The sequence below is a fragment of the Pseudaeromonas paramecii genome, assembly GCF_039540575.1.
GTDB lineage: Bacteria > Pseudomonadota > Gammaproteobacteria > Enterobacterales > Aeromonadaceae > Pseudaeromonas > Pseudaeromonas paramecii.
This window is the reverse complement of the sequence record NZ_BAABFC010000012.1, coordinates 166,292-185,526: the sequence shown is the minus strand read 5'-3', so window position 1 is coordinate 185,526 and position 19,235 is coordinate 166,292. Positions and strand designations below refer to the sequence as shown.

Here is a 19,235-nt window from a genome sequence, read left to right as displayed (position 1 = left end):
ATTCCTTATTTGATTCCAGTAGCAGTGTAAAACCGGCCCCGCAGGGCCGGCGGGCATGATTACAGAAAACTGTGGCCGTATTCCAGTGCCGGCAGGCCGTGATAGGTTGCCAGGCTCTGTCCCAGGTCGGCAAAGGTCTCCCGCCGGCCCAGGGAGCCGGCATGCACCGGCTTGCCGTAGAAGATCACCGGCACATATTCCCGAGTATGGTCGGTACCGCTCCAGGTGGGATCACAACCGTGATCCGCGGTGAGTACCACCAGATCCCCGGGGCCCAGTCGCTCCAGCAGCTCGGGCAGCCGGCGATCGAAGTACTCCAGCGCCTCGGCATAGCCCGCCACATCCCGCCGGTGGCCATAGGCGGAGTCGAAGTCCACGAAGTTGGTGAAGACGATGCTCTGATCCCCGGCACGGGAGAGCTGCGCCAGGGTGGCATCCCACAGCTCCGCCAACCCAGTGGCCTTGATGCTCTGAGTCACGCCGCGGCCGGCATAGATGTCGGAGATCTTGCCGATGGCGATCACCTCGCCCCCGGCGTCCTTCATCTTGTCCAGCAGGGTCGGCATGGGTGGCTCCACCGCGTAGTCGTGGCGGTTGCCGGTGCGCTGGAAGCTGCCGGGCTGACTGCCGATGAAGGGCCGGGCGATGACCCGGCCTATGTTGTAACCGCCGGCGGTCAGTTCGTCCCGCGCCAGCTGGCACAGCCCATAGAGGCGCTCCAGGCCGAAGGTCTCTTCATGGCAGGCGATCTGGAACACGGAGTCCGCCGAGGTGTAGAAGATGGGTTTGCCGCTGCGCATGTGCTCGGCCCCCAGCTCATCCAGCACGCTGGTGCCGGAGGCGTGGCAGTTGCCCAGATAACCCGGCAGCTTGGCCTTCTGCACCAGGGTATCCAGCAACTCGGCCGGGAAGCTGTTCACCGGCTCGCGAAAATAGCCCCAGTCAAACAGCACAGGGCTGCCGGCCAGCTCCCAGTGGCCCGAGGGAGTGTCCTTGCCGGAGGAGATCTCCTGGGCATGGCCGTAGGCCGCCACCGGCACCAGGCTCGCATCCAGCCCGGCGGGAAAGCGCCCGCAGGCCTCGCCGCAGGCGTGGGCCAGGCCCAGCTTGGTCAGGTTGGGCAGGCGCAAGGGGCCGTGGCGCCGTTCGTTGTTGGCCCGACCGGCGGCACAGGCCTCGGCGATATGGCCTAGCGTATTGGCCCCGGCATCGCCAAACCGTTCGGCATCGGCGGCAGCGCCTATACCGAGCGAGTCCATCATCAGAATAAAGCTGCGTCTCATGCTTGCTCTCCTTCCTCGCCGGGCTCGTCCTCGGCGATACAATCGTAGATCAGGGGCGTCGGGGTCGGCGGAGCTTCCGCCAGAGTCAGGGCCGCCCCGACCGCCGCGGCGGCCCGTTGCCAGCTCGCCTCATCGGCGGCATGGATCCAGGCCAGTGGGGTGTCCGGGTTCACCGCCGTCCCCAAGGGCAGGACGCCAGACAAGCCCACCCGGTAATCCAGCAGGTCGGCGGGGTGACGGCGACCGCCGCCCAATCCCACCACCGCCATCCCCAGAGCCCGGGTCTGCATGGCGGCCAGATAGCCATCACGCCCCGCCAGCAAGGGACGGCAAACCGGTGCCGGTACCAGGTGCATGGCCGGTCGCTCCAGCAGATCCGCCGGCCCACCCAGGGCGGCCACCATGCGGCCGAAACACTCGGCGGCAGCGCCGCTTTCCAGCACTCCCTCCAGCCAGGCCCGAGCCTGTTCCCGATCGCTGGCCAGTCCGCCGCTGTGCAGCAGCTCGGCGCCCAGGGCCAGGATCACCCCATGCAGACGCTCGGGTCTGGCCTCGCCCTTGAGATAGCGGATGGCTTCCCAGATCTCCAGGCCGTTCCCGGCGCTGGGCGCCAGCAGCTGGTTCATGTCGGTGAGCAGGGCACGGGTGCGACAGCCGGCGCCGTTGGCCACGCTGACGATGGCTCGGGCCAACTCGAGGGATTTGTCGTAGCTGGGCATGAAGGCACCGGAGCCCACCTTGACGTCCATCACCAGTCCCTGCAGGCCGGCGGCCAGCTTCTTGGACAGGATGGAGGCGGTGATGAGGGGAATGGACTCGACGGTGGCGGTGACATCCCGCACCGCATAGCAGCGCTTGTCCGCCGGCGCCAGATCGGCACTCTGGCCGACGATGGCCACCCCCACCTCCTGCACCACGGCCCGCAGGCGTTCCACGCTCACCGAGGTCTGGTAACCCGGGATGGCGTCCAGCTTGTCCAGGGTGCCGCCGGTATGGCCCAGACCACGGCCGGAGATCATGGGCACATAGGCGCCGCAGGCCGCCAGCATGGGGCCCAGCATCAAGGAGGTGCCGTCCCCCACCCCGCCGGTGGAGTGCTTGTCCAGCACGGGACCCTTGAGCGCCGGCCAGCTCAGCACGTCGCCGGAGTCCCGCATGGCGCAGGTCAGGGCGATGCGCTCCGCCGCATCCATGTCGCGAAAGAAGATGGCCATCGCCAGGGCGGCGATCTGCCCCTCGCTGATGCTGCCATCCGCCACCCCGGCCATGAAGGTGCGGATCTCCGCCTCGTCCAGCCGCTGTCCGTCACGCTTGCGGCGTATGGTCTCCTGCGCCAGAAACATGCCCGCCTCCCGCTGGGTTAGTAACCGCCGCCGGCGGCCGGTTTATCCGCCAGCCCCAGGGTGGCCAGCAGGTTGCCCAGCAGGCTGGAGGCGCCGAAGCGAAAACGCTGCGGGCTCACCCAGTCCGCCCCCAGGATGGACTCCGCCAGCGCGAGGAACTCGGCCGCTGCCGCGGCATCCTTGACCCCGCCGGCCGGCTTGAAGCCCACCGCCGGGTTATTGTCACGGATCACCTCCAGCATGATGCGGGCCGCTTCCAGGGTGGCGTTCACCGGCACCTTGCCGGTGGAGGTCTTGATGAAGTCAGCTCCCCCCTCGATGGCCAGTTCGCTGGCCCGACGGATCAGGGCCGGATCCTGCAACACGCCGGTTTCCAGAATCACCTTCAGACGCGCCTTATCGCCGCAGGCGGCCTTGCAGGCGCGCACCAGCTCCAGACCCACGGTCTCGTTGCCAGCCATCAGGGCACGGTAGGGGAACACCACGTCCACCTCGTCGGCGCCATAGGCCACGGCGGCGCGGGTCTCCGCCACGGCGATCTCGATGTCATCGTTGCCATGGGGGAAGTTGGTGACGGTGGCGATGGGCAGATCCGCCGCCCCCAGCTCCCGCAGCACCTTGCGGGCAGCGGGGATGAAGCGCGGGTAGATGCAGATGGCGGCGGTGCGGCCGGCGGGGGTCAGGGCCTGGCGGCACAGGGCCGCCACCTTGGCATCGGTATCGTCATCGTTCAGGGTGGTCAAGTCCATCAGACCGATGGCGCGGCGAGCCGCCTGTTGCAAATCACTCATGTCTCACTCCGTTGGGGTTGGCTGACCAGCCAAGTTGGATGGAAGGTCCGGCCAGGCCGGACCCACAGGATGGGCTCGTGCCCATCAGGAGAAAAAACGGGCCACCAGCCAGTGATAACCCATGGCCCCCAGATAGACCCCCACTATGCCCATGACACCGGACAGCACAGGGGGCGCCGGGATCGGCAGTCGCAGCAGGGAAAATAGCACCCCAACCACCAGACCGGCCAGCAGGGCCATTACTACCTCATTCATCACGAACCTCGTGGCGTGTCTCGTTGTCATGTCAGGCAGGATAGTCATCCTCGGCCCGGGTGTCTGCGAAGGCAAACGCTTTTTGCGCAAACGTGCCGGGCCTGGCCTGGCGACGAAAAAAAGGTCACGGCAAGCGCCGTGACCCCAGTGCATTACAAGGCCAGGAAGAAGCCCGCCAGGGTGGCGGACATCAGGTTGGACAGGGTCCCTGCCAACACCGCCTTGAGGCCGAAGCGGGCGATATCGCCGCGACGATTGGGGGCCATGCTGCCCAGTCCACCCAGCAGAATGGCCACCGAGGAGAGGTTGGCAAAACCGCACAGGGCGAAGGAGATGATGGCCCGGGTATGATCGGACAAGGGCTGCAGACCCGCCGCCACCGCCTCGGCACTGTCCTTGAGGTAGGGGGCGAAGTTGGAGTAGGCGACGAACTCGTTCAAGATCAGCTTCTGGCCGATGAAGGAGCCGGCCACCGAGGCCTCATTCCAGGGTACCCCCAGCAGGTAGGCCAGCGGCGAGAACAGCCAGCCCAGGATCAGCTCCAGGCTCAGCTCCGGCATGCCGAACCAGCCGCCGATGCTGCCAAACAGGCCGTTGATCAGGGCGATGAGGCCGATGAAGGCCAGCAGCATGGCCCCCACGTTCAGGGCCAGTTGCAGACCGGAGGAGGCGCCGGCGGCGGCGGCATCGATGACGTTGGCCGGCTTCTCTTCTGCCACCTCGTTCAGATCGGCATCCTGGATCTGCTCCGGACGGGTCTCTGGCATCAGCAGCTTGGCGAACAGCAGGCCACCAGGGGCAGCCATGAAGGAGGCGGCAATCAGGTATTCCATCTTCACCCCCATGGCGGCGTAACCGGCCAGCACGGAGCCGGCCACCGACGCCAGGCCGCCCACCATGATGGCGAACAGCTCGGAGTCGGTCATGCGGGCGATATAGGGGCGCACCACCAGGGGGGCCTCGGTCTGGCCGACGAAGATGTTGGCGGTGGCGGACAGGGATTCGGTACGGGAGGTGCCCAGCACCTTCTGCAGGGCGCCGCCCAGCAGACGGATGACCCACTGCATGATCCCAAGGTAATAGAGCACGGCGATGAGGGAGGAGAAGAAGATGATCACCGGCAGCACCCGGAAGGCGAAGATGAAGCCCAGGCCGCTGCTGAAGGCCGCATCCCCCACCAGGCCGGCGAACAGGAAGTTGATGCCGTTCTGGCCGAAGGCGATGACACTGCTCACCCCGTCGGAGACGGCCTTGAGCACATCTTTGCCCACCGGCACATAGAGCACGAAGGCCCCCAGGGCCGCCTGAATGGCGAAGGCCCCGGCCACGGTACGCAGGCGGATGGCCTTGCGATTGCTGGAGAACAGTACCGCGATGAGGATCAGCGTCGCCATCCCCACCAGACTCATGATCAGACTCATTCTAGTTTCCTCTATCTAGCACCCAGGTCTCGTCCCCAACCGTCAGCATGGCGGGTCTACGTGGGGGCGCATTGTAGCGGCGCAAGTTCAGAATTTCGTCTCTTTAATCACACTTTCATGCTGTTTTTCTTGCAAATTTACCGCAATTTAGGGCGAAAACGATTTTCTATCCCAACCTAGGCGTCATTTGTATCGAGCCCAATCTCCGGCAACGGTGGCAGGCGAAACAGACGGACGGCATTGGCATTGAGTTGCCGGGCCAGCGGGCCGGCCTCCTCCCCCCGCAGGCCGGCTAGGCAGTGCAGCACCTCGGGCAGATAGGCCGGCTGGTTGCTCTCCCCCTGGCGACCGGCCAGCGGCATGCTGGGGGCATCGGTCTCCAGCAACAGGGCCTCCGCCGGCATGGCCGCCAGGGTCTGACGGCTCTTGGCGGCGCGCGCATGGGTGATGACGCCGCCCACTCCCAGGCAGAACCCCAGAGACCAGAAGGCCTGCGCCTCCTGCTGCGAGCCGGAGAAGCCATGGATCACGCCACCGGCGGGAGGCCGGTAGCGGCGCAGCAGCCCCAGCAGTTGGGAGTGGGTCTTGCGACTGTGCAGTATCAGGGGCAGCTCATGCTCACAGGCCAGGCGGAGCTGGGCCTCCAGCACCCACTGTTGATCGGCCAATGGCGTGTCGATAAGCCCGTCCAGACCGCACTCGCCAATGGCCACCGGTGCCGGCGCCCCGGTTCGGGTGACCAGTCGGTGAGCCAATTCCGCCAGCACAGGTGCGGGCGGAGCGCTCAGGCACCAGGGATGCAGCCCCAGGGCGTAATAGAGCCCGGGAGTGCGCGCTGCCAGCGCCACCAGGCCGGCCCAATGGCCGCCATCCACCGCCGGCACCAGCCAGCGCGTCACCCCGGCCGACCGGCTGCGGGCCAACACCGACGGCAACTGATGAGCCAGTTCGGGCAAGTCCAGGTGCACATGGGTATCGATCAGGGGAGGCAAGGAGGGCATGCCGTTCTCCAGCGCGCACGGCGCACACTTAAAGGGTCGAAGACGAGGCTGAGGCGAACCAGACACCTTAGCTTGCACCAGGCCGCCGGTGGCTGCAAATCGGCCTTGAGTCGGGCCCCGGCCGGCGTTCTAATGGCGCTTTGCCCCACAGAGACCGCCTTATGCTCGGCATCCACGATCTGCCGCTGTTCATCGTCTCCGGCCTGCTGCTGAACCTGATGCCCGGCCCGGACAGCCTGTTCATCATGAGCCAGAGCGCCCGCCAGGGCTGGCGCGCCGGCTTTGCCGCCGCCCAGGGCATTGGCACAGGCACCCTGGTGCATATCGGCGCCGCCGCCCTGGGTCTGTCGGCCCTGCTGGCTGCCTCCGCCACCGCCTTCGGCGTGGTGAAGCTGCTGGGGGCCGCCTACCTGCTCTATCTGGGCTGGCAGAGCCTGCTCCCCAGCGCAGAGCCCGCCGCTAGCACCCCGACAAAAAGCCAGTCCCGTCCCCTGGGCCGCATCTTCTGGCAGGGCTTTCTCACCAATGCCCTCAATCCCAAGGTGGCCCTGTTCTTCCTGGCCTTCATGCCCCAGTTCATCCGCCCGGACGCCCCTCACAAGGCCCTGGCCTTCATCGCCCTGGGATTGTTGTTCAACCTCAACGGCATGCTCTGGTGCCACCTGCTGGCCTGGCTGACGGCCGGCGCCCGCCGCCGCCTGCAACTGCCGTTGGCCTGGCGGCATCGTCTGGAGCAGGGCATGGGGCTCTTGTTCATTGGCCTTGGGGTTCGATTGGCACTTTCCGGTCGAAATTAACCGTTAACTTTTCCATAACCTGTTGACCAGGTTAACAAAAGCCTCTTAGCAGCGATGAAGGCGAAAGCGGTTTCGTTTATGGTGTGAGCAGCGGCGTTGGCCTCTGCTGGCGCCCCCCACTGGACCTTTGTCGATGATCATTCACACGCACCGCACCCGCCTGGAGATACTCTCCCCCCAGGAGGCTCAGCTGATGCTGGACTATCAGCTGGCCAACCGCGACCACCTGGCCCCCTGGGAACCCCAGCGCCCTGCCGACTACTACCAACTGAGCTACTGGCAACAGCAGCTGGCAGCCTGGGCCGACGCCTTCATTGCCGGCCGGGAATACCACTTCGTCGCCCTGACGCCGGATCGCCAGCGGGTGCTGGGGCTGTGCCAGTTCACCGGTCTGCAGCATGGCGCCTTCGAAGCCTGCTACCTGGGCTACTCCATCGCCAAGGATCACGAAGGCCAGGGTCTGATGCGGGAAATCGTCCAGGCGGCCATCGGCTACCTGTTTGAAGAGACCAGCCTGCAGCGCATCATGGCCAACTACATGCCCAGCAATGGCCGCAGCGGCCGCCTGTTGCGCCGGCTGGGCTTCGAGCGGGAGGGCTATGCCCGCCGTTATTTGAAGATCGCGGGCCACTGGCAGGATCACCTGCTCACCGCCCTGCTGCGGGACGAGGCCTGAGCCTGACAGATCCGACAGGCCGCCAGAATATTTATTTTTTAATCAGCCACTTGCTGCTAGGTTCAAGAGGGTCCTTCATGACCCGTTCCATCCCCCGCGACTGAAGATGGTACCAAGCGGATGCCACCCTCAGGTGATTGGGCAGTAGGTCTCTAGATAGGGCGATATCGCCCTGGCGGATTGGGCCCAGATGCCCCTGCTGCGCCCCGTCTTAGGACGGGGTGTTTTTTTGCCCGCAACCGCCGTTTCCCTTCCGCCAGCAACAAGCAGGCCCCGCCATGGCGGGGCCTGTCTTCGCGGCCGCAACCGGCCTCTGGCCATCAGGCCTAGTTAGCCCTGGCTTGCGGCCCATACCAGGAGGCCAGGGCCTGCTGTATCTGGTCGGCCACCTCCTCGGGGGTGCGGGTCCCCAGCACCACAGCCTGCGACAACTGGTTTAACTGGGCATTGAATGCAGGCTCGCCTCGCGACAGGAACTGGGCGCCAAGCCGGATCGTCGAATCACACTCATCACGCCAGCTCATCATCTGCTGCGCCACCGGATTTTGCAGCTCGAAGAAGTGATTCGACAGCGAGAAAAAGCCCGGCACGGCGTTGGAGAAGGCCTCGGCAAACTCGTCGCTGGACATCCACTCCAGCAGTCGCCACGCCGCCTCCTTGTGCGGGCTGGCGCTGTTGATACCTATGCCCATGTCGGTGTGATCGACGAAGTAGCAGGCATCCCCGCGTTTACCCACCGGCGGATGGAAGGCGGCAAAGTTGACCTTGCCGGTAAATTGCGGGATCGACCAGGAACCGGCGACTATGATGGCCGCCTTTCCTTCGGCAAAGTCCTTCACCGTCTGGGCCTCGGTACGTTGCTCAGGTTCCGGCCCGATATAGGGTTTCCACTGCCTGAGCTCATCCAATGCCGCGACAAAGGGGGCGCTGTTGAAGGGGCGCTCACCGTGGATCAGCGCCAGCCGCCCGTCTTCGCCTTTCCAGTAGGCCGGACCGATATTGAGGAATCCGAGCTCCGACACCACCCAGTTATCATGGGCGGCCAGCGCCAGGGGCAGATAACGGCCATCCTGTCTGATGCGCTCGAGCACCGCAAAGAACTCCTCTCGGGTGGTCGGCGGCTGCAGCTGCAGCTGCTTGAAGATGTCGACATTGTAAAAGAAGCCCTGGATGACAGAGGCAATCGGCAGACAGAAGGTGGCCGCCCCCGTGTCGGTCTGCCAGGCCGATTTGGCAAAGCGCGGAAAATTCTCCATGCCAGGGAACTCGGTCAGGTCGACCAGATGCCCCGCCTGGAACAGAGCCAGGGACTGGTCATAGGGACGACAGATAATCAGATCACCCGCGGCGTTATTATCCAGACGCTGCCGCAACGTCGCATCATAATCGGACGTCTTGACCGGATTGAGCTGGATATCAACCTCTGGCAGTGTCTGATGTAATATCGGTGACAGCGTCTTCTGCCATAGATCCTGGTCATCAACCCGCCAGGTTTCCATGGTCAAGGTTACGCTCAACACATCTAATGGCAGACAAAGCACAACCACCCAGAGCAGATACCTGAACATCACATCACCTCACACCATAAATTTAGAAATCAACTTTCTTTGCTCGGTCGCCAAATCCCTCAACACCAAGGATGAGGCTAATGAAGAGCTGGCAACCAGTTCACTCTCGCCAGCCAACTGGGCGATGGAGGCAACAAATTGAGCAATACCCTGACTGACCGAGATTTGCTCCTCCGAGGCAAATGACACCTGTTCAATGATCTCCTTCACCGAATAGACACTGGCGGAAATAGCACTGAAGGCACGTTCCGCTTCGAGAATATGCGCCACACTGGACTGGGTATTTTCCTGACTGCGCGACATGACCCCCAGCACATCGGTGCTGCAGTGCTGCAACTCGCCGATCAATGACTGGATCTCCTGGGTGGCATTCTGGGTGTGGGTCGCCAAGGCGCGGACCTCATCCGACACCACGGCAAACCCCCGGCCGGCATCGCCGGCCCGCGCCGCCTCAATGGCCGCATTCAAGGCCAGCAAATTGGTCTGTTCGGCAATGCCGCCAATCACAGCGAGTATCTTGCCGATGTTGTTGCTGACCTGATCCAGCTTGCGCGAGATATCCACCGCATCGTCGATCTCTGCCACCAGTTGCTGCAGGCAGCGGCGGCTGTCGGTGATGACCGCCATACCGTGGGTCGATGCCGCATGGGCATTGTCGACCTGTTCCTTGGCAATCAGGCTTGAACGGGCCACCTCCCCTGAACTGGCCTCCAGTTGGTACACCGCCGCCGCCACCTGCTCGGTCTGCCGCTTCTGCTGCTGAACCTTACTCATCACCTGATTGCTGTTATCCGAAGAGCGATCCGACTCGGCCACCAGGCATTCGGAACCCGATTGCACGTCCAGCAGGACCCCTCGGCTATGGCCGGCCAGCTCATCGATGCTGGATGCCAGCTCGCCAAATTCGTTGCTGGCCTGATAGTTCACCTGGCCACGCATGTCCCCCTGGGCCATGCTAGCGAGCACAGTGCGGATCCGGCGCAGCGGCCGCACTATGGCATGAATCGAATTGGCGGTGATCAGGGCGGCCAACACCATCGAAATGCCCGACACCAGCAGGATCATGAAGAAGGCGCTCTTGATGGCGGCATCGGCACGCTGACTATCGGCCTGCATGCTGCGCTGGCTCTGCTGGCTCAAGGTCGCGAGAATGGCGTCTATCTGGCCCAGCCAGTGAGCCTGTGTCAGCTGAGCCTGCTCCAGTTCCTGGTTGAGGGCTATTTTTCCCAGCATGAGATCGAGCAGCCCACCGGAGAGGAGTACCTGGGTCTCGACCTGCTGGATACTGGTCGCCATCCGCGCCTTAACATCCGCAGGAATGGCCATCTTGGCCAACCGCGCCCGGGCCATCGCAATGTCCTTGGTCATGTGGTCGCGGATTTTTTCAAGCTCGGGTCGCTGTGAGAAACGCTGGATATCCCGCAGATCCCGCGCCAGGCGGCTGGTCACGGACTCCGCCCGATTCTGTAATGAACGATTGTTTGCGGTGAATTGGATCAGCAGCTCGACGGCGCGGCCGTAGCTGTCGACCAAGCGGATGAAGGCACGCTGTTTTTCCTGGTAGTCCTGCTCATTGCGCATTAATTCACGATGTCGAGCCATCATGATTTCTGTCTGAGCAAAAAAGGTGGTGGCTTGCTGTTCCAGCTGAACTAACAGTGCAGCATCACTCTCATTCAGTTTCTGCTTGCGTAGCTCGGCAAGCACTGCAAAAAACGCTGTCTTGTTTTTTTCATATTGATCCGCCTGTCTCATCAAGGCGTCAGGCTGATGTGACAATAGAAAACCAAGACTATCTCGATTGCTGGCCACCAATGATTCACTCAAGGTGCTGGCAGCCAAGGAAAAAGGTACAGAAAGATTTATGACCGTTTTGAACCGGCTGTGAATATCCGCAGTTTTTGAATAAGAGATCCCAGCCAGGATTAGCAGTAAGGCCAGTAACACCATAAAGCCGAGTTTAATTCTATTGACGATCAGCATGGCGATTACCACATAGTGTCAAGAGTTGCATAGATAGCGCCCGTGGCGTCTGGCCACGGGCGCCGTCATTTAGCGTTGCGCCGGAGCACCCTCGCAGTTCAGCAACACGCGTTGGTTGGCATCCGATTTCACACTGGCGGGTAGCCAGCTGATCGCCCCCAGATCCAGCTGGGCACGGCCACTGGTGGCCATGATGAAAGGCGTGTTGGTCTTCGTGAAGTCCATGTCCTTTTCGAAGCAGCGCAGCGGCATGGCCAGCGTGACCCACTGGTCCTTGGGCAGCTGACGCAGCGTCTCGGTGACATCTATGGTGGCCGCACATGGCCAGCCACACTGCAGCCCCAGGGTCATGTTGCTGTCCGGTGCCTGCTTCATGCGCAGGGTGACCAGCAACAGGCTATCGGCCTTGAGGTAATTGCGGCGATCCGCCCCCTTGACCCGGGTGGTCTGCACCTGAATGGTGGCGCCCGTATCCTTGCCGGTGCCGCTGAAGGTCACCTCACGGGCATCCTGCTGACGCAGGTAGTCCACCGGCTTGACACGGATGTACTTCATCTCGGTGACACTGTTGCCGGACACCTCTGTGCCGGTCCAGTTGCTGGCATCGCCCATCCGCAGTCGGTGTTCGTCGCTGGCCTTGGCGCCGAACAGCACCAGTGGGGTAGCCGCCGCCGTCAGCTTGGCCGGATCCGATTCCTTGCAGCCGAAGGACCGCTTATCCAGCGGCAGATGATCCAGATCCGAGTAGTTGCTCAGGGCACTGGTCCCCTCCTGGTACGACAGGCCGTAACCGAAGGCAAACAACAGGTTTGCCTTGTCCGGGCTCTGTTCGAAGGCAGGGCGCTGCCAGTCGGCCTGATTGGTCGGCACCCGGTTGATGCTGGTAGCGCACTTTTTCACCGGCCAGGAAAAGGAGAGCCGGCCACGGAAATCGTGGGCAATCGCCCCCGCCTCATCCCGGAACAGCACGTCTGTGATCCCCAGCCCCTCGGTACCCGGCAGCCAGGCGGCGACGAAGGCATCGGCGAGATTCAGCTCCTCGTTGACATACAGCGGCCGACCGGAGAACAGGATGGCCACAGTGGGGATACCCTGCGCCTTGAGTTGGCGCAGCAACTGCAGATCCGCACCATAGCTGCCCTTCATCTCGGCATAGGCCAGGGTCTTGTTATCGGGAATGTCACCGAACCATTCGGCGTAGGGATCCTCCCCCATCACCACTATGGCCACATCCGGCTTGCTGCCCTTCGCGGAGAGATCGGCGGCCGACAGCACATTCTGTTGGCCTATGGTCTGCTCCACCGCCGCCAGGACGCTCACCGCCTTCGGGAAGTCCGCCAGGCTGTTCTCGGTCCCTTGCCAGGTCAGGCTCCAACCTCCGACCTGCTTGCCCAGATCGTTGGCGGCACTGCCGGTCACCAGCACCTTTTGCTGACGCTTGAGGGGCAGAAGGCCCTGCTTGTTCTTCAGCAGCACCAATGACTTGCGAACCGCCTCTCGCGCCAGGGCACTGTGCTCAGCACTGCCCAGCAGCGCCTGTTGCCCGGCCAGCTGGCGCTGTGACGGCATCGGCTTGTCCCACATGCCGGCACGCATCTTGACGCGCAGGATACGGGTGACGGCGTCATCGATGCGCGTCATCGGGATCCGGTGCTGTTGGACGGCATCCAGCAAGCTGGTGCGAAACGCCATCCAGTCCTTGCGCGCCGTCACCATGAAGACATCGATGCCCGCCATCACGGCCGCATTGCATGCCCCCATGCTGCAGCCGGCGATCTCGCTGTGACCATTCCAGTCGGAGACGATCACGCCATCAAAGCCCATCTTCTGCTTGAGCACATCGGTGAGCATGTATTTGCTGCCATGCAGCTTGCCGTGGTACTCGGCGCCGTCGGCGATCTGCTCGGCGTAGTTTTTCTTGTCCAGCCAGCTGTTGAAGGAGGCCATCACCACCTGGGCACCGGCGTTAAGCCCGGAGAAATAGCCCATGGCGTGGATGTTGCGCAGATCCCCCTCGGAATAGTGGTTATCGCCGCGGTCGACACCATCCAGCGTGCCACCGTCGCCGACGAAGTGTTTGACGGTGGAGAGGACATGCCGCTGGCCCTTGAGATCGGCCGCCGAGCCCTGCAGGCCGCGCACCATCTCGCCGGCGTAGGCATAGACGATGGACGGATCTTCGGAGTAACCCTCATAGGTGCGGCCCCAGCGATCGTCCCGCGGCACCGCCACCGTCGGCGCGAAGGTCCAGTCCAGACCGGTGGCTGCCACTTCTTGTGCGGTAGCCTGGCCGATGCGGTAGATCAGGTCGGCATCGTTGGCCGCCCCCAGGCCGATGTTGTGGGGGAAGATGGTCGCCTGAAACACGTTGTTGTGACCGTGTACCGCATCGGTCGCCCACATGAACGGGATGCGAAAGCCACGGTCGGCGAAGGCCGCTTCGGTCGCCAGCCAGTATTTATCTGCCTCCGCGGCCCAGGCCTTGGCCGGCGCATGCTTGTCATTGCCCGGCCAACCACCTCCGCCGTTGAGCACAGAACCTATCTTGTATTCGCGGATCTCCTCCGGTGTCACCTCGCGAAAATCCGGCTGCAACATCTGGCCGACTTTTTCCTCCAGCGTCATCTTGGCGAGGATGGCCTGCACCCGCGACTCTATGTCCTGATCCACCTGGATAGCGCTGTGAATTGCCGGCCAATCGGCATAATAGGGTGTCTTCACCGTTGAGGCGTCTGCGGTGCCGGATGTCAGCGAACCGAGGCCAAATGCCGCTAGCCCGCCCAGGCCGATAAAGACGGCCAGCACGGTCGAACTGTCGTGTTTCTTCTGTTTCATTACCCAACTCCGAGAACAAAGTTATTGGACAAAATCACTTATGAAATCGATTGCTGGCGAGTCTACTGTCAAGATGCTTGGTATCGCCAGCCAGAATGGGTAAATCCACGACCTGGATTGCAATAAATCCACCCAAAAAGTGAGATGGATCACACAATGTAAACCTGACCCAGGAAATCGATTTCAAGAAAGGAGGTTCGCGGATAGCATGGCCTCACCTAACCTGAATGGGTAGGCCACTTTTTTTTCATCATGCCGTGTTATTCCACGCTTTGCTCCACTTTAAGCCGGACTTGCTCCGGCTTCTTATTTTTCAGCGCGTTATGGATGATCACCTCGACATTGAGCCGTGTCTCGTCCAACGTGACACCCACACCGACATGGCTGGGCGTTCCTGGGTAATGCAGGATCCGCTAATGAGACATCGATGCCACAGGTGGCTGCGCCATCACCTGGTGATAAAACTGAAAGCTCGCTCACAGATCATGAGCTACCATTTGATTTTTAGGTCGGCATATTGTTCTCTCTGCGTGAAATCGATTTCCAATCATCGGTAAGCATAACCTGTTTGTCACATTCAGAGAGGCAGTAATGAAGATATGCAAAACGAGTAAGATCGCGCTCATGATCGCCAGCGTGCTGGCGATGCAGGGCTGCGCCAGCGACGGCAATGCCGGCAACAGCGCTCAGGTGGGACCGGTCGATGAACTTCTGACCAACGGTAGCTTCGCCCAAGGAACCGACGGTTGGTGGGCCGCCGGCGGCCCGCTCGACGCCGGCAAAGACATGGGCTGCCTCACCTTTACCAGCGGTGGCAGCAATCCCTGGGATGTCATTTTCGGCCAGTCGGGCGTGGCCTTGGCCAAGGGGCAGACCTACAACCTGCGCTTTACCGCCTCCGCCCAGCAACCCATTCATGCCAAGGCGCTGATCCAGCACGACGGCGCGCCTTACACCAGCTATCTGGTGCAGGACATCGAACTCGGCACCAGTGCCAAACAGTTTGAGTTCACCTTCACGCCGTCCGCCACCGACGAGAAGACCCAATTCCAGCTGCAACTGGGCACCCAGACCCCGACCACCGTCTGTGTGAGTAATGCCTCACTGAAGGGGCCTCGCCTGCAGGCGAAAAATGACTTTGCCGAGGTGCGTGTCAATCAGGTGGGCTACCTGCCGCAGGCCCAGAAGCGGGCGACCGTGGTGAGCGACTCTGCCACCCCCTTGCCCTGGGTGCTGCTCGACAGCCAGGGCAAGCCGCTGGCCGAAGGACAAAGCCAGCCATTCGGCCTCAACCCTGCCTCCGGCGAGAAGGTACACATCGTCGATTTCAGCCAGGTCACTCAGCCGGCGCAGGGTCTGACCCTGGTGGTGAATGACAAGAAGAGTCACCCGTTCAGCATCGATCCCCAGCTCTATCAGAAGATGAAGTTCGATGCCCTCTCCTTCTTCTATCAGCAGCGCAGTGGCATCGACATCGAGAGCAAATATGTCCAGCGGGCCGATCTGGCACGGCCGGCAGGCCATAAGCCGGAACGGGTCACCTGCTTCAACAAGACCGACGCCAAGGGCAACAAGTGGCCAGGCTGTGACTACCAGCTGGATGTGACCGGCGGCTGGTACGATGCCGGCGATCAGGGCAAGTATGTGGTCAACGGCGGCATCTCCACCTGGACACTGATGAACTTCTACGAGCACGAGCAGTATGGCCGCCAGCCAGCCGCCAGTGCCTTCAGCGACGGCAAGGTCAAGATCCCGGAGAGCGGTAACGGCAAGAACGATCTGTTGGATGAGGCCCGCTGGATGATGGACTTCATGCTGGCCATGCAGGTGCCGGATGGCCACAAGACACCCGTCCCTGTGGGCGACCAGTCCGCCCATCTGGATGCCCTCAAGCTGACCGAGATCGATGCCTCCGGCATGGTGTTCCACAAGGTCGCGGACGAAGCCTGGACCGGCATGCCGCTGCCGCCCCACAAGGATCCGCAGCCCCGCTACCTGAGTCAGCCCAGCACCGCTGCCACGCTGAATCTGGCCGCCACCGCCGCCCAGTGTGCCCGGGTCTGGCAGCAAAGCGACGCCCCCTATGCCCAGCGCTGCCTGCAGGCCGCCGAAAAGGCATGGCAAGCCGCGAAGAAGCATCCGGATGTCTACGCCTATGACAACTTTGTCGGCTCAGGCCCCTATGACGACACCCAGCTGGACGACGAATTCTACTGGGCGGCGGCCGAGTTGTTCGCCACCACCGGCAAGGCCGAGTACCTCAAGGCCCTCAAGGCTTCCCGCTACTACCTGACCTCCCCCAAGGGTGACAAGGACGCCACCGGCGATCTTTACTGGCAAGGGGTTGCCAGCGCCGGCACCATCACACTGGCCCTGGTGCCGAACAAGCTGCCGGCAGCCGATGTCCAGCAGGCCCGTGCGGCCATCGTCGCTACCGCCGATGCCTATCAGCAGCGTGTCGATCAGGAAGGCTACCGGATCCCCTACACGGCGGAACAATACCCGTGGGGCTCCAACTCCAACCTGATGAACCGCAGCATCTTCCTGGGCCTGGCCCACGATTTCACCGGCGAGCGCAAGTATGTGCAGGCCATGTCCGATGCCATGGATTATCTGCTCGGTCGTAACCCGATGGATCAATCCTATGTCTCCGGCTATGGCAGCCGTCCGTTGAAGAACCCGCACCACAGATTCTGGGCGCACCAGGTCGATCCGGCGTCCCCCATGGTGCCACCAGGCGTACTCTCCGGCGGCCCGAACTCCATCAACTTCAGCGATCCGGTGGCCGCCACCCTCAAGGGTAACTGCGTGGGTCAGACCTGCTGGAAGGATGAAATTGGCGCCTGGACCCTCAACGAGGTGACGGTCAACTGGAATGCCCCCTTCTTCTGGACCGCCAGCTATCTGGACGAAGGCGATCTGAACAAATAACCCTGAGAACCAATAAATGCGGCACACCTCGGTGTGCCGCATCGTTTTATCGGAGCAATCATGACCAAACACTCCCTGTTGAGCTTGCTGATGCTGTGTTTTGCGACAGCAGGATGCAATCAGAAGAGCCCGTCGGCCGTACCAGACAATTCCCAAGTCAGCGAAGGACTGGCTGCCGTCAGCCCGGTGACGGTCGGCGTGGCCGTCGGCATCGGACGGTTTGAATCCCAAGCCAGTCTGCGCTACAGCCCGGAAGCCAAGGCGCTACAGCAGACGGTGGCCCGGGAATTCAACCAAGTGGTCGCAGAAAACGTGATGAAGCCGCAATATATCCACCCGAGCGAGAACAGCTATTTCTGGGATGACGCCGATTATCTGGTGGACTTTGCCAAGCAGCATGATATGGCCGTGCATGGCCATACTCTTGTGTGGCATCAAGCCTTGCCAGACTGGATGAATACGTATTCTGGCAATTGGGATGACATGCTCAAGGAGCATATTACAACCATAGTGAGCCACTATGCTGCCGATATCGATAGTTGGGATGTGGTCAATGAAGCCTTTCTCGATGATGGCTCACCGCGACAAAGCATCTGGCAAACCAATCTTCCCGATTACATTGCCAAGGCATTTAATTATGCCAATCAGGCCGACCCAGACGCTGAGCTCTATTACAACGATTACAATATTGCAGGCATGTCCAAAAAACTGGATGCCGTATTGGCTATGGCCAAGTCGTTACGCCAGCGCAACATAGAAATCACAGGCATCGGGTTTCAAATGCACATAGACAGATACTGGCCAAGCCTGGATAACATTCGCGAGGCCTTTCAGAAAACAGTGGCAGCTGGACTCAAGGTCAGAATCTCGGAATTGGATATTCGCATGAATGTCAATGGCACCGAAACCGAGTTAAGTCCTGAGCTGGCCCACCTTCAACAGCAACGCTATCAGGACATCATACTGCTCTATCTGAACACAGTGCCGGAAGAATATCGTGGCGGCATTACCTTTTGGGGGGTAAGCGATAAGAACAGCTGGGTAAATTATTACTATCAGCATGCCGACTGGCCCCTGTTGTTTGACGACAAGCTGCAACGCAAGGCAGCGTGGCAGGGGGTATTTAATGCGTTCACCTCGCATTAAATAATGGGGGGCGGCCACATTCGCCTTTCAACTCCACCCTCTGCAGCGAGAAAGATGAACAAAAAAGCCGGATAACAATCCGGCTTTTTTCAATCAATGCAATGAGTTATCCGCCGGTTAACCCGTGTATTCCTGGGTGGATTGACGAACAATGATCGATAGTTCAGGCAATTCGTCATGCATGTCTTGCTCCTCACTCTCAGCCCCTTCAATCATGGAAAGCAAGGTCTTGGCCAATTTCACACCCGTTTCAAATATCGGCTGTTTGACCGTCGTGAGTGGCGGATTTGAGAAGGTTGAAAAGGGTAAATCATCGAAGCCGACAAGAGAGACATCGTCAGGAACACTCAGGCCATGCTCGCGCAAACCGAGCAAGGCGCCATATGCCGTCTGATCGTTAGCACAGAAGATGGCACTGAATTTGCGGCCACCATCAACCAGCGTCTTTATGGCGGCACGCCCCCCTACCTCACAGAAGTCACCCTGTACCACCAACTCAGGATTAAACTCAATGCCAGCACTGATCAGCGCTTGACGATAGCCATGGAGCCGCTCAACCGCATCCTTCTGATCGGCCAGACCCACTATATGGGCAATATTTTTGTGCCCCAAGTCCAACAGATAACGGGTTGCCATATAACCACCCAGGCGGCTATTGGTATTATAAGAGCGGACACGTTCTGTATTGATATTATGGCCAGCGGCGACGATCGGCACCTGTTGAGATAATTCAACAAGATTTTGCTGACTGACATGTCCAGTCAAAATTAGGATGCCATCAACACGCCGCGAAATAAGCAGGCGCAACCGTTCCATTTCCTGTTGAGGATTCCAATGACCGCTAACAACAATGGGGACATAACCCGTGCCTTCCAGCGTGGTTTCTACACCGCGCAACATCTCATTGGAAAAGGGGCTGTCCAGATACTGAGTCAATACCCCTAAGGTCATCGATTGACCTGTCTTTAGCGACTGCGCCATCAGATTAGGCCGGTAATCAAGCTCCTTAACTGCATTCTCAACCGCAATTCGCTTTTCTTCAGCGACCTTTGCAGAACCTCGCAAAATTCGCGATACAGTACTGGCAGAGACACCGGCGAGACGAGCAATATCGTAGACCGTAGCTTTCTTCATCTGGACTGGCGCAAGCCTCTCCTTATCATCCCAGGAACACGGCAAAGTTTTCATCTTGAGCAACCGTGGAC

Annotated in this window: 14 protein-coding genes; 4 read left to right on the top strand and 10 right to left on the bottom strand. The window is 61.1% G+C overall.

The genetic code is table 11. The features are described 5' to 3' along the window. Positions 1-59 precede the first annotated feature (59 nt). The 6 genes from ABD847_RS09485 to ABD847_RS09460 form a co-directional block, all read right to left on the bottom strand. Positions 60-1,283, bottom strand: coding sequence for a phosphopentomutase (locus ABD847_RS09485; protein WP_345012327.1), 1,224 nt, complete (start codon positions 1,281-1,283; stop codon positions 60-62). Next, on the bottom strand, positions 1,280-2,626 hold the full coding sequence (gene deoA, locus ABD847_RS09480) for a thymidine phosphorylase (protein ID WP_345012326.1): 1,347 nt from the start codon (positions 2,624-2,626) through the stop codon (positions 1,280-1,282). Before deoA ends, ABD847_RS09485 begins: the two co-directional genes overlap by 4 nt. Positions 2,627-2,643: 17 nt before the next feature. After that, positions 2,644-3,417 (bottom strand): deoxyribose-phosphate aldolase, encoded by a 774-nt coding sequence (gene deoC, locus ABD847_RS09475; RefSeq protein ID WP_345012324.1) that lies wholly within the window; start codon positions 3,415-3,417, stop codon positions 2,644-2,646. An 84-nt stretch (positions 3,418-3,501) separates the two neighbouring features. Beyond that, entirely contained in the window at positions 3,502-3,672 is a 171-nt protein-coding gene (locus ABD847_RS09470) for a XapX domain-containing protein (protein WP_345012322.1), read from the bottom strand. Positions 3,673-3,824: 152 nt separating this feature from the next. Continuing rightward, positions 3,825-5,093 (bottom strand): NupC/NupG family nucleoside CNT transporter, encoded by a 1,269-nt coding sequence (locus ABD847_RS09465; RefSeq protein WP_345012320.1) that lies wholly within the window; start codon positions 5,091-5,093, stop codon positions 3,825-3,827. A 176-nt stretch (positions 5,094-5,269) separates the two neighbouring features. Continuing rightward, on the bottom strand, positions 5,270-6,094 hold the full coding sequence (locus tag ABD847_RS09460) for a TatD family hydrolase (protein WP_345012318.1): 825 nt from the start codon (positions 6,092-6,094) through the stop codon (positions 5,270-5,272). A gap of 161 nt (positions 6,095-6,255) precedes the next feature. Between ABD847_RS09460 and ABD847_RS09455 the strand changes: the two genes are divergently transcribed. Both ABD847_RS09455 and ABD847_RS09450 read left to right on the top strand, forming a co-directional pair. After that, entirely contained in the window at positions 6,256-6,891 is a 636-nt protein-coding gene (locus ABD847_RS09455; RefSeq protein WP_345012316.1) for a LysE family translocator, read from the top strand. A gap of 133 nt (positions 6,892-7,024) precedes the next feature. Then, complete coding sequence (locus ABD847_RS09450) at positions 7,025-7,567, top strand: GNAT family N-acetyltransferase (protein WP_345012313.1); 543 nt, start codon at positions 7,025-7,027, stop codon at positions 7,565-7,567. A 326-nt stretch (positions 7,568-7,893) separates the two neighbouring features. On the opposite strand, the gene ABD847_RS09445 is transcribed toward ABD847_RS09450, so the two are convergent. From ABD847_RS09445 to ABD847_RS09435, 3 genes are all read right to left on the bottom strand, one after another. Next, on the bottom strand, positions 7,894-9,066 hold the full coding sequence (locus ABD847_RS09445; RefSeq protein WP_345012702.1) for an ABC transporter substrate-binding protein: 1,173 nt from the start codon (positions 9,064-9,066) through the stop codon (positions 7,894-7,896). A 78-nt stretch (positions 9,067-9,144) separates the two neighbouring features. Continuing rightward, entirely contained in the window at positions 9,145-11,118 is a 1,974-nt protein-coding gene (locus ABD847_RS09440) for a methyl-accepting chemotaxis protein (protein WP_345012312.1), read from the bottom strand. 69 nt (positions 11,119-11,187) lie between these two features. Continuing rightward, entirely contained in the window at positions 11,188-13,953 is a 2,766-nt protein-coding gene (locus tag ABD847_RS09435) for a glycoside hydrolase family 3 protein (RefSeq protein WP_345012311.1), read from the bottom strand. Positions 13,954-14,577: 624 nt separating this feature from the next. Between ABD847_RS09435 and ABD847_RS09430 the strand changes: the two genes are divergently transcribed. Both ABD847_RS09430 and ABD847_RS09425 read left to right on the top strand, forming a co-directional pair. Then, entirely contained in the window at positions 14,578-16,884 is a 2,307-nt protein-coding gene (locus tag ABD847_RS09430) for a glycoside hydrolase family 9 protein (protein ID WP_345012309.1), read from the top strand. Between the two features lie 60 nt (positions 16,885-16,944). Continuing rightward, complete coding sequence (locus ABD847_RS09425; RefSeq protein ID WP_345012307.1) at positions 16,945-18,030, top strand: endo-1,4-beta-xylanase; 1,086 nt, start codon at positions 16,945-16,947, stop codon at positions 18,028-18,030. A 117-nt stretch (positions 18,031-18,147) separates the two neighbouring features. On the opposite strand, the gene ABD847_RS09420 is transcribed toward ABD847_RS09425, so the two are convergent. Then, the gene (locus tag ABD847_RS09420) at positions 18,148-19,164 is read right to left on the bottom strand and encodes a LacI family DNA-binding transcriptional regulator (RefSeq protein ID WP_345012305.1); all 1,017 of its coding nucleotides are present in this window, start codon (positions 19,162-19,164) and stop codon (positions 18,148-18,150) included. Between the last annotated feature and the right edge of the window lie 71 nt (positions 19,165-19,235).